The organism is Streptomyces sp. NBC_00223 (genome assembly GCF_036199905.1).
Classification (GTDB): domain Bacteria; phylum Actinomycetota; class Actinomycetes; order Streptomycetales; family Streptomycetaceae; genus Actinacidiphila.
The window spans coordinates 477,293-495,759 of record NZ_CP108109.1; the positions used below are offsets into that span (position 1 = coordinate 477,293).

Consider the following 18,467-nt stretch of genomic DNA (forward strand, 5'->3'; position numbering starts at 1 on the left):
GATAGCCCAGGTGTTCGGATTTTCGAAGCCGCGCAATCCGGAATTCAGGCGCCACGCCTCGTGTGAATTGATCTTCAGTCCCAGGTGGCGCCGGCCAGTAGCCCGTCGAACGGAGGCGGCTGAGCGCCGGCTGTCAGGCCCTTACGGGGGGTCGGTGCGGGGTGCGGTGGGGAGGGGTTCTCTGTCGTCGTGGGGGACGGCGAGCTTGTTGCTCGACGTCCCCCACGGGACGTGTCGGCGCCGGAAGGATGAAGCTGGGCCGGGGGTGGCGGTTGGCGGAGCCGTGGGACGGGTCTTGGTGGCCTTGGGTCCCCCCAACCGGTCTACCGCAGAGAGATATTGAGTTTCTCGCCGACCGTTCGGTAGCCGATCCGGGCGTAGATCCGCTCGATGCCCAGATCGCCTGGCTCCAGCCACACCGTCCGGCAGCCTCGGTCCAGGACCGCGGCGGTCAGGTAGGCGGCGACCGTGGCTCCGATGCCGAGCCGCCGGAAGCTCGCGGCGACCGCGAGGCCGGCCAGCTCGCTCAAGCCGTCGACCGGCGGTGAGCAGACGCCGGCGCCCACCGCCGTACCGACGCCGACTCTGGCCAGGGCGACCACACCGCCGCCCGCCATGGTGTCGCGCAGCCAGGCGGTCTCGCCCGATGTCGGCTCACCCGGCTGACCGAACCCGGCGTGCTGCACCGTCGCGGTGGCAAGGATCCCGGCGTCATCGGTCGGCTCGGTGATCAGGACATTGGTCGCCGCTCTGGGGGTGATCAGTGTTCCGGCTGAGCAGACCATGACCGAGGCGCGGTTCTCGGTCGTGAACCCGGCCGCGAGCAGGGCGGGTTCGACTTGCGGCGCGCAGGAGGGCAGATACTCCAGACGAGGCACCCGATCGAGTGCGCGAAACGCGCTGATGAGGGCGCTGACCTCGCTCGCGGTCGGTGTGGCCCCGTCATCCGGGATCGCGTAATTGGCGAACGGGCTCGACCAGGTGCGGTCGTAGCGCACCACGAACGGGCCGCTCCGCACATGGCCGTCGGAACGCAGGGCGCGCGTACGCGCATGGTTCTGGACGTCGAAGTCCACAAGGAGATCCTTCTGAAGGCACGTAAGGCTCGGACTTGCCGCCGATATCGCCTGAGCCCGTGAGTAAGGGCGCGTCGGGCGACGTATTCGGTGCGTCGGCGGCTCAAGAAGAGAACTCGCCCGCGTCCACGTGGCTTCAGCTCCAGCTCTATGAGTGGGTGCAGTCAGCGGTGACTCTGGCACGCCCGCTGCCCGCCGGACAAGCGGGGCTCGTACCCGAGCGGATTCCGCCCTTCTGAACGCCGCCACATGTCGGGGTGTGTCAGGTGCGGGTGCGGGCTCCGTGGTCGTGGGCCCGGCGGGCGGGGAATCAGTGCTCGGCGGCTTCGCCGTCACGGCTCAGCCGGTCGATCACGTGGAAGCGCTGGGTGACCACGACTGTGTCGTCGTTGAGCTCGGGCACCCCCGAGGAACTGCGCGACGAAATCGCCCGGGGCCCGGCGCGGCGAGTTCGAGGACGGAAAGATCGTCGACGTTCATGCTGCCGGGTTGAACAGCTTCCAGTGCCCCTCCGAGACGACCTCAACGCCGCCGTCGGTCACCTTGATGGCGGTCTGAGCGTCGATGGCGTACGCCGGTCCCCTGATCCCGGCGGCCCACCGTTCCGCCTCGGCCATGGTGTTCTCCGGAAAGCCCGGGCTGTCGAGGTGCGGGAAGAGGGAGAAATCGACGACTCCCAACGTGCGGTCGTCACCGGTGGGCGGCCTCCAGCCGACGAAGTGCTCCCCGATGCGAAGGGTCAGCACCATGCTCCCGGCACTGAGTCCGACATAGACCGTGTCGCGCAGCGACGGCAAGAGGTCGGCCAGTCCGGACTTGCGCATCCAGTGGCACAGGTACAGCGCGTCGCCGCCGTTCACCAGCAGGGCGTCTGCCTCTCGGACCCAGGAGGTCCAGCGGTCCTTGTCGATGGTGGGCAGTGCGGTCAGTTCCAGCACGCCCACCGACTTCCACCCCAACTCGGTCATGGGGCTGGGGGACCGTCCGCTGATGAAACGCCATGGCCCGCCCGGTTCCCCGTATGGGCCCCCGTAGCCCGCGGTGGGGATGCAGAGGGCGTCGGCCTCGGCGATCGGTTTGCCCAGGAGCTCGACCAGTGCCGCCAGGATGCTCGCGTTCCTGACACCGGAGTCGGTAAGGAGAAGCTTCATCACGCCCCCGCGCTGATCGCATAATGAACGTAAACCGAATGACGCTAACACAACCGACAGCGAAGCGGCGTCACCGTTCGAAGGCCGACGTGGGAGACCCTGTGCACGGTCGGGATGCCCGATCAGCCGGGCGGTCGAGGTGACGGGCGACCGGTGGTCGCCGGCGGTACGGCCTCAAGGCGGGCGGGCGGCATGAGGCTGCCTCGGCGGTGCACCCGGCGACCGAGATCAGGATCTGACACAACGCGGCTGCCGCCGCGGCTCACCCCTCGGCCTCAGCGCGGCATGAGCCCGGTCGGCTCGGGCAGTGCCAGGACCCGCGCGAGGGCGGCGGTGACAGGGGTGGAGTAGCCGTGCAGGTACCGGGACATCCAGTCGGCAGCCAGCGCCAGAAAGCTGTTCAGATCACGCTCGACGCCGTCAAGCAGGCGGCGAACCTCGGCGACGGTCAATTCGATCACCGGACTGTCGCTCTGTTCGCCGTCGACAGTCAGCCGGACCGTGTCGCCGAAACGCTCGGCAAGCGGGTCGGGGTCATGGCCGAAGGAGGCATGGCCGCTGCCGTCGACGATCTCGTACCAGTCGCGCCAGTCCTCCAGGCCGTTGCAGCAGCCGGGCGCGAACGTGATGCCCGTGGCGGTGTCCGTGACCCGCAGGCCGCCGGCTGCGAAAAGGTCTTCGAAGGTCAGCAGTCCGTGGAGGAAGGCACCGAGCGGGTCGGCTGGTCGCGGCGGGCGGTCGTCCCCCTGACCGGGTTCCATGTCGTTGCAGCCGGCGATACGCATCACCGCTGTCCCGACCTCGGCATGGGAGAGCTCACCGTGCAGTGACAGGTGGCCGAACGGCTCGATATCGGCGACCGGCCAGAGGGCGAAACCGTCCGGCATGTATACCTCAAGGACGGGCTGCATCAGGATCACCTGGGGAAGTGTTCCGCATCCGCCGCCCGGACCGCCTGTTCCCGCGTCACTTGGTGCGTCAGCCGTTCGGGCATGCCTCGGCCTTGAACTCCGTCACCGGGACCGAGATCGCGGAATCGTGGCCGTGGCCCGAGGTGCTGACGTAGCGCACGGTTCCCGGGGTGAGGCGGTCCCGGTCGGCCAGGGTGAAGGAAACGCTGCTCGCCGACCACGAGTTGTCCTTGGTCCAGCCGTACAGGATGTAGGTGGTGCCGGGGATGAGCGGAGTGAAGGGGCTGGTCGCGGTCCAGCCGGCCGAGGGAACGTCGAGGGTCCAGGTGCCGAGACCGGCCGCGAGAGGACGGTCGGCGGTCCATGAACCCACCACAGTCTCATGGTCGGGGTCCGGGGCGTCCACGTAGAGGGTCGCGCCGTCGATCCGGTGCCCGCAGACCATCATGACACCGAGCAAGTGGCCCTCGGCGGTGACGGAAATACCGGTGATCGCGTCAATGGGAACCGTGCATCCTGAGGTTGAGGCCAAAGCCGCGCCCACCGCGACAACGGCGGCGAAACGGCGGAAAGCCGGGCGTGAGACGGTCGACCGCACAAAGCCCCCTTGGCCCGGGGGATCGCCCTTCGCACCCCTGCACACCCGATGGTAGGGACGTCCCATGCCCGAGCGACAGCGCCGCTACCCATCCGTTGCGGCCTCGTTGCGGTCTCTTGGCCGCAAGCTCCGCGAGCCCCGCGGACACCGTGGGCCCGGTCGAGCCGGGCTTCACGCCTCGCCGGCCGCGGTCCCCGACCGCGCCGGCCCGTCGTCGGCGGGGATCTCGCGGGCCTGGAGGAAGGAAGGCCCGCCACCGATGCCGCGCAGCCCGGGGTCCAGGGCCCGGCTGCCATGCGGACTCCGCCCGCACCGCACGTCGAGTTCGGTACTGCCGCCTGCTCCACCGCCGCCACGGGCGTAAGGCTGAGCACTTCCGCGCCCTCGGTCGGCACAGCCGCGCCCCTCATCGGCCGTCGGTGAAGAGTCGGCCGGCGGCCTTGTTCTCCGCCGGTCGCCCACCTTCCCACACAGCCAGGTCGTAGGTCATGCCCAGAGCCTCGCACGCCGCTCTGACAACGTCCGAGCCGATAACACCGGACTCAACGGCCAAAAGAATCGGGGCGGTTACACCACGTCGTAGTCGACGCTCACCGCGTCGGAGGTGGGGACCGCTTGGCAGGTGAGGATGTAGTCCTCGGCTGATTCCTGCGCGGTGAGGGTGTAGTTCGTGCGCATCGAGGCCGTGCCGGAGACGACCTTCGCGCGGCAGGTCGCGCATACGCCCGAGCGGCAGGAGAAGGGGAGTTCGGGGCGGATCGACAGGGCGGCCTCGAGGATGGTCTGGCCGGGCGTCGTCCGGACCGTGGACGTACGGCCCTCCAGGCGTACCGACAGCTCCGTGCCCCCGGCGGCAACCGCATCGTCCCCAGCGACGTCCGCGGGCGGCGCGGTGAGCGGTCCCGCGTGGAAGAGCTCCGTACGTACCGACGCGGCCGGCACCCCCGCCCGTTCCAGCGCCTGGCCGGCCCCGGTCACCATCGCGTACGGGCCGCAGAGGAACCACTCGTCCACCAGCGCGGGCGGCAGCAGGGAGGTGAGCACGCGGTCGAGGACGTCGGCGTCGAGGCGGCGGCCGGCCGGGCCGATGAGATGGGCCTCGCGGGAGAAGAAGTGGACGAGTTGGAGGCGGGGGCCGTAACGGTCCTTGAGGTCGGCCAGTTCCTCCATGAACATCGCCGAGCGCATCGTACGGTTGCCGTACAGCACGGTGAAGACACTGTCCGGCTCGACCGCCAACGCCTCGGCCACCAGGGACAGTACGGGGGTGATGCCGGAACCGGCCGCCACCGCCGCGTAACGCCGGGCCCGGCCGGGGGCGACGGGAGTGGTGAACCGGCCCTCGGGCGGCCGCAGTTCGAGCCGGTCGCCCGGGGTGAGCCGCTGGTGGACCCAGGAGGAGAAGCGCCCGCCGGTCACCGCGCGTACGCCCACCCGCAGTTCGCCCTCGCGGCGCAGGGCCTCGGGCGTGGAGCAGACCGAGTACGTGCGGCGCGGCGACTCGCCGTCCACTTCGGCGCGTACGGTCACGAACTGGCCGGGCGAGAAGGCGAAGCGCTCACGCAGGGGCTCGGGCACCCACAGTGTGACGGCCACCGCGCTCCCGTCGTCCGCCACCGGGGTGACCGCCGTAACTTCCAACGGGTGGAAGCCTGTTCGCGCGGCCACCGGCGGCAGGGTCGCCGTCTCGGCGCTCATCAGTGCTCCTTGAGATGGTCGAAGGGTTCGCGGCAGGACCGGCAGCGCCACAGCGCCTTGCAGGCGGTGGAGCCGAAACGGGTGACCTCCTCGGTGTCCGCCGCGCCGCAGCGGGGGCAGGGCGGTACGGCGACGGCGAGCGGCAGCAGCCGGCGGCCGTGCGGCGCGGCGGCTCCGGGGGCAGCGGGTACGGCGCCGCGCGCGACCGGCGGGGCGATGCCCGCGGCGGCGAGCTTGGCGCGTGCCGCGGGGCCGATCCAGTCGGTGGACCAGGCCGGCGACCACACCGTTTCGACCCGCACCTCGGGGTAGCCGGCGGCGAGTACGGCCGTACGGATGTCCGCGCGGATCACGTCCATCGCCGGGCAGCCGGTGTAGGTGGGGGTGACGGTGACGACGGGTACGCCGTCCGGCAGGACGGCCACGGACCGCAGGATGCCCAGTTCCTCCAGGGACAGCACGCGGATCTCCGGGTCGCGCACGGTGGACAGCACTTCGCGCAGTCGCCCGGCGGGGTCCCCGTACGCCAGGGGCGCCCGGCCCCCCACGCCCACCTCGCCCACCTCGCCCACCTCGTCCACCGGAGACGCCGCCCGCGCCCCGCCCGCCGGAATCCGCGTCACCACGTCACCCCGGGGTGCGCGCGGTGCAGCGCCTGCATCTCCGCCAGCAGCGGGCCGAACGACTCGGTGTGCACACCCCGACGCCCGCCCGTCGGGGTCCACTTGTCGTCGGCGATGCTCAACGTGGCTGCTGTCAACACCCGTTGGACTTCGTTCAGCCACTCCTCGCGCAGCGCCGCCGGGTCCACGCCCACCCCCTCGGCCGCCACCCGCGCGTACAACGGGTCGCCGGCGAACAGATCGTGGGTGTACGGCCAGACCGCCGCGACGGCGTCCCGCATCCGGCGGTGGGACTCCTCGGTGCCGTCGCCGAGCCGTTCGGTCCAGGCGGCGGCGTGGTCGAGGTGGTAGACGCTCTCCTTGACGGCCTTGGCGGCGAGCGCGGCCAGTACCGGGTCCTGTGAGCCGGACAGCCGCTCGTACAGCAGCCGTTGGTAGGCGGCGAGGAAGAGCAGCTTGGCGATGGAGTGCGCGAAGTCGCCGTTGGGCAGCTCCACCAGCTGGACGTTGGTGAACTCCCGCTCCTCGCGCAGAAAGGCCAAGGCGTCCTCGTCACGGCCCCGGCCCTCCAGCGCGCCGGCGTGGCCCAGCAGCGTACGGGCCTGGCCCAGCAGGTCGAGCGCGATGTTCGCCAGCGCCACGTCCTCTTCCAACTGCGGTGCGTACGTGCACCATTGGGCCAGCCGCTGGGCGGCGATCAGCGCGTCGTCGGCGAGCCGCAGGACGTACGGGTACGTGGACGCGGCCCCGGCGGCGGGCGCGGTGTCCGGCGCACTCGCGGTGTCCGCTACGGCCCCGGGCGCCCCGGAGCGGGCGGGCGACGTCACAGGTGCTCAATCCCTTCGGGAAGCTCGAAGAACGTGGGGTGCCGGTAGGTCTTGTCGGCCGCCGGGTCGAAGAAGGGGTCCTTCTCGTCCGGGCTGGAGGCGACGACGGCGTCGGCCGGCACCACCCACAGTGAGACGCCCTCGCCGCGCCGGGTGTACAGATCGCGGGCGTTGCGCAGCGCCAGGTGCGCGTCGGGGGCGTGCAGGCTCCCGGCGTGGGTGTGCGCGAGCCCGCGCCGGGCCCGTACGAAGACCTCCCACAGCGGCCAGTCGCGCTCGCTCATGCCACCTGCTCCTCTTCGTCACGGGGTCCGGGCCCGGTCTCAGCGGCGGTCTCAGCGGCGGCCCGGCGTTTCGCGGCGTGCGCCGAAGCGGCCTCGCGCACCCACTCCCCCTCCTCGTGCGCCCGCCGCCGGTGTGCGACGCGCTGCCGGCTGCACGGCCCGTTGCCCTTGATGACCTCGCGCAGCTCGGCGAAGTCCGGCTGGGTGAAGTCGTAGTGTCCGCGCTCGGCGTTCCAGCGCAGCTCGGGGTCGGGCAGGGTGACGCCCAGCGCGTCGGCCTGCGGGACGCAGATGTCGACGAACCGCTGGCGCAGTTCGTCGTTGGTGAACCGCTTGATCCGCCAGGCCATGGACCGTTCGGAGTGGGTGGAGGAGCTGTGCGGCGGGCCGAACATCGCCAGCGCCGGGTACCACCAGCGGTCCACCGCGTCCTGTGCCATCTCGCGCTGCGCCGGGGAGCCGTGGGTCAGCGCCCACAGCGAGTCGAAGCCCTGCCGGTGGTGGAAGGACTCCTCCTTGCACACCCGGACCATCGCCCGCGCGTAGGGGCCGTAGGACGTACGGCACAGCGGCACCTGGTTGACGATGGCGGCGCCGTCGGTCAGCCAGGCCAGGGCGCCGGTGTCCGCCCAGGTCAGCGTGGGGTAGTTGATGAAGGACAGATAGCCCTGGCGGCCCTCGTGCAGCGCGTCGAGCAGATCGGAGCGGCGTACGCCCAGGGTCTCGGCCGCCGCGTAGAGATAGAGGCCGTGCCCGGCCTCGTCCTGCACCTTGGCCAGCAGGACCGTCTTGCGGTGCAGGGAGGGGGCACGGGCGATCCAGTGGGCCTCGGGCTGCATGCCGACGACCTCGGAGTGGGCGTGCTGGGCGAGTTGGCGCACCAGCGAGGCCCGGTAGCCCTCGGGCATCCAGTCGCGCGGCTCGACCTTCTGGTCGGCGGCGATCATGGCTTCGAAGGCCGCCGCGAGCGCGGGCTCGTCCGAAGGGCCGGCAGCGGCCCCGGCGTCGGCCCGAGCCCCGGCCCCGGCCCCGGCCTCCGAAGTCTCCGAAGCGGCGGACGCGCTCACCGAAGTCCCGGCCGCTGCCGCCTCGTTCAGCGCGGACTCGGCCGCCTCGACCTCCGCCAGCAGCTCGGCGCCGCCCGGAATCGGGGGCGTCTGGGTAGTTCGCTCGGCCACCACCAGTCTCCTTCCGCCAGTAGCCGCACCGTATTTCCTCCGCTGACCTGGGCAGTCGCGGCAGTCAGCTTGCTGCCAGTGGTGCGCGGGCGGGCGGCAGCAAGATGTCAGTGGCCGTCGTCCGCCTCCCGGCACTCCCCCAGCATGTGACCACCACAGGAGTCAGCGAGGGGAGTGGACGACGTGCCCAGGAGCAAGGGCTTCTACATCGGCTTGATGTTCGACCGCGCCGCGCGGCGGCACGCCGCGGCACCGGTCGTACTCGACACCCCGTTGCAGCTGTCGCCGCAGGACGGCACCACGGTGACGGTCGGCCGACTGGCTGAACTCGTAAGGGAGTTGGCGGGTCGGCTGGTGACCGCCGGGGTACGGCCGGGCGACCGGGTCGCCGTCTACAAGACCAACAACTTCGACATCGCGCTGCTGGCCGCCGCGGTCCAGCGGGCCGGCGCGGTCCCCGCGCTGTTCTCACCGATGCTCACCGGCGAGACGGTCAGTGGGCTGCTGGAACGCCTGGACTCGCCGTGGCTGCTGACCGACGCGGACAAGTTCACCGCCACCGGGCTCGACGCCTCCGCCGCGCGCGGGGTGCTGCTGGTCGCGGGCGAGGAGCTGCCCGGCACCCAGTCGCTGAGCCGCCACCGGGCGGCCTCGCTGCGCGGCACGTCGGTGCCCGGACCGCACGAGCCGGGTCTGATCAGCCACACCTCGGGGACGACCGGACTGCCCAAGCTGGTCGTGCAGACGCCCAACGCGCTCTACCACCGGCTGTGGCTCCAGAAGGTCGTCGGCTCCTGGGTGTGGCGGCACGAGACCGTCGCCCTCGCCGTCACCTTCGTCCACGCCCGCTTCTACAGCGCCCTCGACCTGGGCATCTCCTACGGCAACCCGCTGCTGATCGCGGTGGACACCGGCCCGGAGAACATCGGGCCGTTCTTCGCCCGGCACCGGCCCGGCGCGGTGGAGACCCAGCCCAACACCTTCATCGACTGGGAGGTGCTGGCCGATGCCGACGGCCGGCCGCTGTCCAGCGTGCGGTGCTACAGCGCCACCTTCGACGCGATGCACCCGCGCACCATCCAGACCCTGCTGGGCGCGTCGGTCCGCCGCGGCCCGAAGTTCATCCAGCTGTACGGGCAGACCGAGACCGGGCCGGTCGCCGGCCGCTTCTACACCGCGCGCGGGCTGGCCCGGATGGACGGACGGTGTGTGGGCCGGCCGCTGCCCGGGGTGATCCGGATGCGTATCACCGACGACGAGGGCCGCCGGGTGAAGGCCGGCACGGTGGGTCACATAGAGGTCAACAGCCGTACGCGCGCGATCACTTACCTCAAGGAGGACGCCCGCTTCGCCGAGCAGCAGAACGGCTCCTGGTGGCGGATGGGCGACCTGGGCTATCTGGACCGGCTGGGGCGGCTGCATCTGCTGGACCGGGAGATCGACTCGGTCGGCACGGTCGACTCCAACCTGGAGATCGAGGACACCCTGATGGAGCGGCTGCCGGAGCTGCGCGAGGTCGTGGTCCTCGGCGGGCTCGGCCCCGTACCGGTGCCGGTGGTGTGCACCCGCGGGGACGAGCCGCTGGACGACGAGCGCTGGCGGCTGGCGCTGTCCGGACTGCCGGTACTGGCCGAGGTGGTGCAACTGCCCTTCGACCGGGTGCCGCGCACCTCGACCTGGAAGGTACGGCGGCCGGAGCTGATCCGGCTGCTGGAGAAGGAAGGCGTCCGTGACTGACACCGGTCACCGGCCGTCGGCCGCCGTGGAGTTGGGCGTCGGCGTCCCCACCGGCGAGCCGGGCCTCGCCGTCCCCACCGGCGAGCCGGGCCTCGGCGCCCCCGACCACGATCCCGGCCTCAGCCTTCCCGCCGACGAGCCCACCGTCCCCGTCGGCGCCGGCGAACTGGGCGCCCGCCTCGGCATCGAGCTGATCTCCGCCGAACCCGGCCGCGTCGTCGGCTCGATGCCCGTGCTCGGCAACACCCAGCCCTTCGGGGTGCTGCACGGCGGCGCCTCCTGCGTACTGGCCGAGTCCCTTGCCTCGATCGGCGCCTGTCTGCACTTCGCGGCCGACGGCGGTGTCGGAGTGGGCACCGAGATCAACGCCAGTCACCACCGGCCGGTGTCCACCGGGCGGGTCACGGGTGTGGCCACCGCCGTACGTCTGGGCCGTACCCACGCCACGTACGAGATCGCCGTCGAGGACGAGCAGGGCCGCCGGGTGTGCAGCGCCCGGATGACCTGCGTGCGTTCGCGGGCCTGAGAGATCGAGGAGATCAGCCCATGGTGCCGCCGACCCCCTCCGCCCACCGGGACACCTTCGCCCGCGACGGCCTGCCGCCCGCCGAGCAGTGGCCCGAACTGGTCACCGATCTGCCCGAACTGCGCTATCCGCGGCTGCTCAACTGCGCCCACGAGCTGCTGGACACCACCATCGAGCGGTACGGCGCCGACCGGCCCGCCCTGTACGACCAGGACGGGCGGGAGTGGAGCTACGCCCGACTGCGCGACCGCGCCAACCGGATCGCCCATCTGCTGGTCGACGACCACGGTCTGGTGCCCGGCAACCGGGTGCTGCTGCGCGGCCCCAACTCCCCCTGGCTGGTGGCCTGCTGGCTGGCCGCGCTGAAGGCCGGGGCCGTCGTGGTGACGACGATGCCGCTGCTGCGGGCCGGTGAGCTGAAGCAGATCACCGACCGCGCCCAGGTCCAACTCGCCTTGTGCGAGCAGGACTTGACCGGTGAGCTGGAGGCCGCCGGCTTCCCCCGCGCACGCATCCTCACCTACACCGGCGCCGACGGGACGGACGGCGGGCCCGCCCCGCTGGCGGCCGACCGCTCCCCGCACTTCACCGCCGTGCGGACCGCCGCAGACGACGTGGCGCTGATCGCCTTCACCTCCGGCACCAGCGGGGAGCCCAAGGCGACGCTGCACTTCCACCGCGATGTGCTCGCCATCGCCGACACGTTCAGCGCGCATGTGCTGCGGCCCGACCCCGACGACGTGTTCATCGGCAGCCCGCCGCTGGCCTTCACCTTCGGCCTGGGCGGTCTGGTGGTCTTCCCGCTGCGGGCCGGCGCCTCGGCCGTCCTGCTGGAGAAGGCGCCGCCCGACGCGCTCTTCCGCGCCGTGGAACGGCACCGCGCGAGCGTGCTCTTCACCGCACCCACCGCCTACCGCAAGGCACTTGACGGGATCAAGGACTACGACCTGTCCTCGCTGCGGCGCTGTGTCTCGGCGGGCGAGGCGCTGCCCGCGTGGGTGTGGCGGGCCTTCCACGACGCCACCGGTCTGCGGATCATCGACGGTCTGGGCTCGACCGAGATGCTGCACATCTTCATCTCCGCGGCGGACGACGACATCCGGGTGGGCGCCACCGGACGGCCGGTGCCCGGCTTCCGGGCCCGGGTCGTCGACGAGGGCGGCGCCGAGCTGCCCGACGGCACCCCCGGCCGGCTCGCCGTCCAGGGCCCGACCGGCTGCCGCTACCTCAGCGACGAGCGGCAGCGCACCCACGTACGGGACGGCTGGAACATCACCGGCGACATCTACATCCGGGACACCGAAGGTTACTTCTGGTACCAGGCGCGTTCCGACGACATGATCGTGACCTCCGGCTACAACGTGGCCGCCCCCGAGGTCGAGCAGGCCGTCATACGGCATCCCGCGGTGGCCGACTGCGGTGTCGTCGGCGTCCCCGACGACGAGCGCGGAGCCCTCGTCAAGTCCTATGTCGTACTGGCCCCCGGGCACTCTCCGTCCGGGCAACTGGCCAAGGACATACAGGAGTTCGTCAAGGCCACGATCGCTCCCTACAAGTACCCCCGACTGGTGGAATTCGTCACCGCTCTTCCGTCGAGCGCGACCGGAAAGCTCCAGCGCTCCGTGCTGCGGGATTCGGTGATGGCGCGCAGCGCGTGATCCGAGGGCCCTTCCGGTGCCGGGCGGCGCGACCCGCCCGGCCTCCGGGGCGCCCGCCGGGGCCCGCGCCCCGGGCTCCGCCCTTCCCTTCCCGACATCCGTGCAGGAAAGGCCCGTTGCCATGTCACTGCTGGAGACCTCGACGGCCGCCGCGGCCGGCACCGCAGAAGCGGACGGAACCGCGGAAACAGCGAGCACCGTAGAAACAGCAGGCACCGCGGAAGCCGGCGGCCCGTCCGGTACCGCGGACCGGCTCTGGACCACCCCCGCGGGCGTCCGCGTCCACCGCGTCAGCGAACCGGCCGGCCCCGCCCGCCTCGTCCGCGACGGCCTGGCGCGCGCCCTCGACCAGCGCCGCGGCATGCTGATCCACCGCGGCCACGACCGGGTCGTCGGCTACGTGGACCCGCCGCTCGAAGTGACGGTACGCGGCGATCTGATCGCCGTGAGCGCCCTGAACCACCGCGGTCAGGTGCTGCTGCACGCCCTGGAACCCTTATTGGCCCGCTTGTTGACCCTCACCGAGAGCGGTCCTGGCACGGTCAGCGGCCGGGTGCCGGCCGGCGACCGGGTCTTCGCGGAGGAGGACCGCACCCGCCACGCCGGTGCCTTCGCCCCGGTCCGCGCCCTGCTCACGGCCATGTCCGGCCCGCGGGACGAACTGCTGGGCCTGTACGGCGCGTTCGGCTACGACCTGATCTTCCACCTCGATCCCGTCCCCCTGCGTCAGCCGCGCGACCCGGGCGACCGCGACCTGGTGCTCCATCTGCCCGACGAGATCGTCGAGTTCGACCTGCGCCACGACCGGGCGGTACGCCACCGCTACGAGTTCGCCGCGGCCGGCCGCACCACCGAGGGCCTGCCCCGGACCACTCCCGCCCGCCCCTTCGTACCCGGCGTCCCCGACGCGCCGCGCGACCACGCGCCCGGCGAGTACGCCGAGGTGGTGACCCGCGCCAAGTCGCTCTTCCGCTCCGGCGACCTCTTCGAGGTGGTGCCCGGCCAGGTCTTCCGCCGCGCCTGCGCCCAGCCGCCCTCCGAACTCTTCCGGCGGCTGCGCGCGTCCAACCCGGCCCCGCACAGCCTGCTGGCCAACCTCGGCGAGGGCGAGTACCTGGTCGGCGCCTCCCCCGAGATGTTCGTCAGGGTCCGGCACCGGGCGGCCGACGCCCGGGGCGGCCTGGTCGTGGAGTCCTCGCCGATCAGCGGCACGATCGCCCGCGGCGCCGACGTCCTGGAGGACGCCGAGCGGGTCCGCGACCTGCTGGGCTCGGTCAAGGAGGAGTCCGAGCTGACCATGTGCACGGACGTGGACCGCAACGACAAGGCACGGGTGTGCGTGCCCGGCACCGTACGGGTCACCGCGCGCCGCCGGATCGAGATGTACTCCACGCTCATCCACACCGTCGACCATGTCGAGGGCCTGCTCTCCCCCGGCCGGGACGCGCTGGACGGCTTCCTCGCGCACCTGTGGGCGGTCACCGTCACCGGCGCCCCCAAGCTCGCCGCCGTGGAGTTCGTCGAGCGCGAGGAGCGGTCCGCCCGCCGCTGGTACGGCGGCGCGGCCGGGGTGCTGGCCTTCGACGGCACGCTGGACACCGTGCTGACGCTGCGGACGATCCAGGTGCGCGACGGGGTGGCCACCGTACGGGCCGGCGCGACGCTGCTGCACGACTCCGCGCCCGAGGCGGAGGAGGCCGAGACCGAACTGAAGGCCAAGGCGCTGCTGCGGGTCCTGGAGGCGCCGGCCGCACCGTACTCCCCGGGCCCCGGACGCGCCGACGGGAACGGCACCGACGCCGGGCGCCCCGGCGAGGGCCTGCGGGTGCTGATGGTCGACCACCGGGACTCCTTCGCGCACACCCTGGCCGACTATCTGCGGCAGACCGGCGCCCGTGTGAGCACCTACCGGGCCGGCCGCCATCTGCCGCTGCTGACCAGTGAACGCCCCGATCTGCTCGTCCTGTCCCCCGGCCCGGGCCGGCCCGCCGACTTCGACCTGGCGGGCACCTTCGCCGAGGCCGAGAAGCTGGACCTCCCCGTCTTCGGGGTGTGCCTGGGCCTCCAGGGCCTGATCGAGTACTTCGGCGGCACCCTGTCCGTCCTGGACCTCCCGATGCACGGCAAGCCCTCGCGGGTCAGGGTCACCGACCCCGGCAGCGCGCTGCTGGCCGGGCTGCCGGCGGAGTTCGACGCGGGCCGCTACCACTCGCTGTACACTCCCACCGGCGACGTACCGGACGAGCTGCGGGTGACCGCCGAGACCGACGACGGCGTGGCCATGGTCGTGGAGCACCGTGAACGACCGCTGGCCGCCGTCCAGTTCCACCCCGAATCGATCATGACCACGCGTGGCGGGGCCGGCCATCTGATCATCGCCAACGCCGTCGCCTCGCTGACCCGCCTCGCCCGGGCCGGCCGGCCGTGACGCGGACCGGCGCCGCCGCCGCTGCCGGCGCCGCCGCGCGGAACGCCCTGCCCGGCCCGGCGGGCACTCGTCCGGGTCCGCGGACCCGTGGAACAGGAGAGCCCGAGTGACCGGCACACATCTGCGCGTAGGACTCGTCGGCATGGGACCGCGGGGGCTGTCGGTGCTCGAACGGCTGTGTGCCAACGAGCGCAAGTCCCCCTCCCGCGACGCCGTCACCGTCCATGTCGTGGACCCCTACCCGCCCGGCGCCGGCCGGGTGTGGCGCACCGCCCAGTCCCGGCATCTGCTGATGAACACCGTCGCCTCGCAGATCACCCTCTTCACCGACGACAGCGTCCGGATCGAGGGTCCCGTCGAGTCCGGCCCCAGCCTGTACGAGTGGGCCCGCTCACCGGCGCTGCTGAGCCACCCGGACGAGGACCCGCCCGGCGACCACGACGAACGGGTGCGCGCCGAGGCCCGCGCGCTCGGGCCCGACGACTACCCCACCCGCGCCTTCTACGGCCACTACCTGGAGGCCGTCCACCGTTACCTCACCGCCGGCGCTCCCGCGCACGTCACCGTCGTCACCCACCGCGGCCTCGCCCTCGCCCTGGACGACGACGGCACCGGCGATCGCCTCCAGACGCTCACCCTGGAGGACGGCACCCGCCTCACCGGTCTGCACGCGGTGGTGCTCGCCCAGGGCCATGTGCCGGCCCGGCCCGACGCCGGGGAGGAGGAGTTCGCCCGGCGGGCGAGGGAGGCCGGACTGACGTACATCGCCCCGGCCAACCCCGCCGATGTGGACCTGGCCGCGATCGGCCCCGGCGCGGCCGTACTCCTGCGCGGCCTGGGCCTGAACTTCTTCGACCACATGGCGCTGTTCACCCACGGCCGCGGCGGCTCCTTCGAGCGGGCCGGCGACCGCCTGGTCTACCGCCCCTCCGGCCGCGAGCCGCGGCTGTACGCCGGATCGCGGCGAGGGGTGCCCTACCACGCGCGCGGCGAGAACGAGAAGGGAGCGCACGGCCGCCACCAGCCCGCCCTGCTGACCGTCGACACGGTCCGACGCCTGCGCGAACGCGTCCGGGGCGGCGGCCGGGTCACCTTCCGCGAGGACCTGTGGCCGCTGATCGCCACGGAGGTCGAGAGCGTCTACTACGGCACCCTGCTCACCTCCCTCGGCCGTGACGCCGAGCGGCCCGCGCTGGTCGCGCGCTACCTGGCCGCCCGGCGGGACGACGAGCGGCGGGCGCTGCTGGACTCGTACGGCATCGGCGCCGCAGACCGCTGGGAGTGGGCGGATCTGGCCCGCCCGCACGGCGACGTCACGTTCACCGGCCCCGGCGACTTCCACGCGTGGCTGCTCGACCGGCTGCGCCGCGATGTCCTCGACGCCCGCGCCGGGAACGTCGGCGGTCCCCTCAAGGCCGCCCTCGACGTGCTGCGCGACCTGCGCAACGAGATACGGCTCGCCGTCGACCACGCGGGGATAGACGGCGGGTCCTACCGCACGGAACTGCGGGACTGGTACACCCCGCTCAACGCTTTCCTGTCCATCGGCCCGCCGACCTCCCGTATCGAGGAGATGACGGCCCTGATCGAGGCCGGGGTGCTGACCGTGCTCGGTCCCGGGGTACGGGTGCGGCTGGACGCGGACACACCGTCCTTCGTCGCCGAGTCCGATGTCCCGGGCAGCCGGGTGCGGGCCGGGGTCCTCATCGAGGCCCGGCTGCCCGAGCCGGACCTGCGCCGCACCGCGGACCCGCTGCTGCGCCATCTGCTGAGCACCGGTCAGTGCCGGCCCTACACGATCCCGGCCGGGTCCGGTGAGCCCTACGAGAGCGGCGGCCTGGCCGTCACCGAGCGGCCGTACCGCCTGCTGGACGCCAACGGCCGGGCCCACCCCAGGCGTTACGCCTACGGTGTCCCCACCGAGGCGGTGCACTGGGTCACCGCGGCGGGCATCCGCCCCGGCGTCGACTCGGTCACCCTCGGCGACTCCGACGCCATCGCCCGCGCCGTTCTCTCCTCGCGGTCCGCCCGGAACGACCCTCCGCCGGGCGCCCCGGGCGCGGCGGAAGGTACAAACGGTACCGACGGCAGCCAGACGGACAGTGACCTGAACGGGGTGTACGCATGACCGGCCCGACCCTCCCTCCCCCTCCGCCCGGCCCGGCGCCGGGTGAAAGCCCCGGCCCGGGGGCCGGCGTCGCGCCGGACACCGGGTTGCTGTCACCCGTGCGGGCCGGAACCCCGGTGGAGGCGGCGGTCGACGACGCCGCCTGGCTGCGGGCGATGCTCGACGCCGAGGCGGCCCTCGCCCGCGCCCAGGCGCGGCTGGGCACGGTCCCGGAGGCGGCCGCCCGCGCGATCACCGAGGCGGCCGCCGCGTTCCCGCCCGACCCGCGTCCCCTCGCGCTGACCGCGCGGGAGACCGCCAACCCGGTCGTGGGCCTGGTCCAGGCGCTGACCCGCGCGGTCGCCGAACGCGCTCCGGACGCCGCCGAGTACGTGCACCGCGGCTCCACCAGCCAGGACATCTTCGACACCGGCGCCATGCTGGTCGCCTCGCGGGCGCTGCGCGTCGTCCGCGCGGACCTGGCCCGCGCGGCCGACGCCCTGGCCCGGCTGGCCGCCGACCACCGCGACACCACCATGGCCGGCCGTACCCTCGCGCTGCACGCGGTGCCCACCACCTTCGGTCTCAAGGCGGCCGGCTGGCGCGCGCTGGTGCTGGACGCGCTGGACCGTACCGACCGGCTCGTGGCGAGCGGGCTGCCCGTGGCCCTGGGCGGCGCCGCCGGCACCAGCGCCGGGTATCTGGAGTACGCCGACCTGGAGGCCGCCGGCCGCTCCGCCACCGGTCCCGGCCCCCGCGCGGACGGCGGTGTCTACCTCGACCGCCTCACCGACGCCTTCGCCGAGGAGACCGGGCTGGCCCGCCCCACCCTGCCCTGGCACTCCCTGCGCACCCCCCTTGCCGACCTCGGTGCCGTACTGGCCTTCACCACCGGGGCCCTGGGCAAGATCGCCGTCGACGTGCAGACCCTGGCCCGTACCGAGATCGGGGAACTCGCCGAGCCCGGACCGGCCGGGCGCGGGGTGTCCTCGGCCATGCCGCACAAGCGCAATCCCGTCCTGGCCGCGCTGATCCGCAGCGCCGCGCTCCAGGTGCCCGCGTACGCGACGGTGCTGACGCAGTCCCTGCTCACCGAGGACGAGCGGTCCGGCGGGGTCTGGCAGGCGGAGTGGCAGCCGCTGCGCGAGTGTCTGCGGCTGACCGGCGGCGCCGCGCACACGGCGGTCGAACTCCTGGAGGGTCTGGAGGTCCGGGTCGACCGCATGCGGCACAACCTCGGTCTGACCGGCGGCCAGATCGTCGCCGAACGGCTCGCCGCCCGCCTCACCCCGCTGCTCGGCCGGCTGCCCGCCCGGCAGTTGCTCACCCGGGCCTCCGCGCTGGCCGCCAGGGACGGCCGCCCGCTCGGCGACGTCCTGGCCGAGGACGCGGAGATCAAGGGCACGCTGTCGGCCGCCGAACTGGACGCCCTGCTCGACCCGGCGGGCTACACCGGCGCGGCGGGCCCCCTGGTGGACCGCGCCCTGCGTCCCTGACCCCGCTTTCCCGACCCCGGCCCGCGTCGTTCCTCCGGTCCCTGATCCCCGTCGCCCGCGACCCCGCACGGAACCGCCCCGACTGCTGAGGCCGCGCCGAAGGCGGCTCTCATCCGGCCGTCCCCACGCCACGGAAGGAAGCGCGACGGCGGGCCGGACGTCGCCCACC

At 72.8% G+C, this 18,467-nt stretch carries 15 protein-coding genes; 6 read left to right on the plus strand and 9 right to left on the minus strand.

What is annotated here, in order from left to right; all coding sequences use genetic code 11:
- Nucleotides 1-323: 323 nt before the first annotated feature.
- The 9 genes from OHA30_RS02165 to paaA form a co-directional block, all read right to left on the minus strand.
- Nucleotides 324-1,076 carry a GNAT family N-acetyltransferase gene (locus OHA30_RS02165; protein ID WP_328912060.1) on the minus strand — a complete coding sequence of 251 codons (753 nt, stop codon included), beginning with the start codon at nucleotides 1,074-1,076 and terminating at the stop codon, nucleotides 324-326.
- Between the two features lie 476 nt (nucleotides 1,077-1,552).
- A complete protein-coding gene (locus OHA30_RS02170) occupies nucleotides 1,553-2,227 on the minus strand; it encodes a Type 1 glutamine amidotransferase-like domain-containing protein (RefSeq protein WP_328912061.1) in 675 nt (224 codons plus the stop codon).
- 275 nt (nucleotides 2,228-2,502) lie between these two features.
- Nucleotides 2,503-3,147 (minus strand): hypothetical protein, encoded by a 645-nt coding sequence (locus OHA30_RS02175; RefSeq protein WP_328912062.1) that lies wholly within the window; start codon nucleotides 3,145-3,147, stop codon nucleotides 2,503-2,505.
- A gap of 58 nt (nucleotides 3,148-3,205) precedes the next feature.
- Nucleotides 3,206-3,670, minus strand: coding sequence for a hypothetical protein (locus OHA30_RS02180; protein WP_328912063.1), 465 nt, complete (start codon nucleotides 3,668-3,670; stop codon nucleotides 3,206-3,208).
- 633 nt (nucleotides 3,671-4,303) lie between these two features.
- Complete coding sequence (locus OHA30_RS02185; RefSeq protein WP_328912064.1) at nucleotides 4,304-5,434, minus strand: 2Fe-2S iron-sulfur cluster-binding protein; 1,131 nt, start codon at nucleotides 5,432-5,434, stop codon at nucleotides 4,304-4,306.
- Complete coding sequence (gene paaD, locus OHA30_RS02190) at nucleotides 5,434-5,964, minus strand: 1,2-phenylacetyl-CoA epoxidase subunit PaaD (protein WP_405786168.1); 531 nt, start codon at nucleotides 5,962-5,964, stop codon at nucleotides 5,434-5,436. Before paaD ends, OHA30_RS02185 begins: the two co-directional genes overlap by 1 nt.
- Nucleotides 5,965-6,053: 89 nt before the next feature.
- Nucleotides 6,054-6,884 (minus strand): 1,2-phenylacetyl-CoA epoxidase subunit PaaC, encoded by an 831-nt coding sequence (paaC, locus tag OHA30_RS02195; RefSeq protein ID WP_328912066.1) that lies wholly within the window; start codon nucleotides 6,882-6,884, stop codon nucleotides 6,054-6,056.
- A complete protein-coding gene (paaB, locus tag OHA30_RS02200; RefSeq protein ID WP_328912067.1) occupies nucleotides 6,881-7,168 on the minus strand; it encodes a 1,2-phenylacetyl-CoA epoxidase subunit PaaB in 288 nt (95 codons plus the stop codon). The genes paaC and paaB overlap by 4 nt, the downstream gene beginning before the upstream one ends.
- Nucleotides 7,165-8,235, minus strand: coding sequence for a 1,2-phenylacetyl-CoA epoxidase subunit PaaA (gene paaA, locus OHA30_RS02205; protein ID WP_328917694.1), 1,071 nt, complete (start codon nucleotides 8,233-8,235; stop codon nucleotides 7,165-7,167). The genes paaB and paaA overlap by 4 nt, the downstream gene beginning before the upstream one ends.
- 294 nt (nucleotides 8,236-8,529) lie before the next feature.
- Here paaA and OHA30_RS02210 point away from each other — a divergent pair, with 294 nt between their 5' ends.
- The 6 genes from OHA30_RS02210 to OHA30_RS02235 all read left to right on the plus strand — a co-directional run bounded on the left by OHA30_RS02210 (nucleotide 8,530) and on the right by OHA30_RS02235 (nucleotide 18,298).
- On the plus strand, nucleotides 8,530-10,083 hold the full coding sequence (locus tag OHA30_RS02210) for a class I adenylate-forming enzyme family protein (RefSeq protein ID WP_328912068.1): 1,554 nt from the start codon (nucleotides 8,530-8,532) through the stop codon (nucleotides 10,081-10,083).
- Nucleotides 10,076-10,609 carry a hotdog fold thioesterase gene (locus OHA30_RS02215; RefSeq protein WP_328912069.1) on the plus strand — a complete coding sequence of 178 codons (534 nt, stop codon included), beginning with the start codon at nucleotides 10,076-10,078 and terminating at the stop codon, nucleotides 10,607-10,609. Before OHA30_RS02210 ends, OHA30_RS02215 begins: the two co-directional genes overlap by 8 nt.
- Before the next feature lie 20 nt (nucleotides 10,610-10,629).
- The gene (locus tag OHA30_RS02220; protein ID WP_328912070.1) at nucleotides 10,630-12,267 is read left to right on the plus strand and encodes an AMP-binding protein; all 1,638 of its coding nucleotides are present in this window, start codon (nucleotides 10,630-10,632) and stop codon (nucleotides 12,265-12,267) included.
- Between the two features lie 121 nt (nucleotides 12,268-12,388).
- Nucleotides 12,389-14,695 (plus strand): anthranilate synthase component I, encoded by a 2,307-nt coding sequence (locus OHA30_RS02225; protein WP_328912071.1) that lies wholly within the window; start codon nucleotides 12,389-12,391, stop codon nucleotides 14,693-14,695.
- 106 nt (nucleotides 14,696-14,801) lie between these two features.
- Complete coding sequence (locus OHA30_RS02230; protein WP_328912072.1) at nucleotides 14,802-16,823, plus strand: FAD/NAD(P)-binding protein; 2,022 nt, start codon at nucleotides 14,802-14,804, stop codon at nucleotides 16,821-16,823.
- On the plus strand, nucleotides 16,820-18,298 hold the full coding sequence (locus OHA30_RS02235) for a lyase family protein (protein ID WP_328912073.1): 1,479 nt from the start codon (nucleotides 16,820-16,822) through the stop codon (nucleotides 18,296-18,298). Before OHA30_RS02230 ends, OHA30_RS02235 begins: the two co-directional genes overlap by 4 nt.
- Nucleotides 18,299-18,467: the final 169 nt, after the last annotated feature.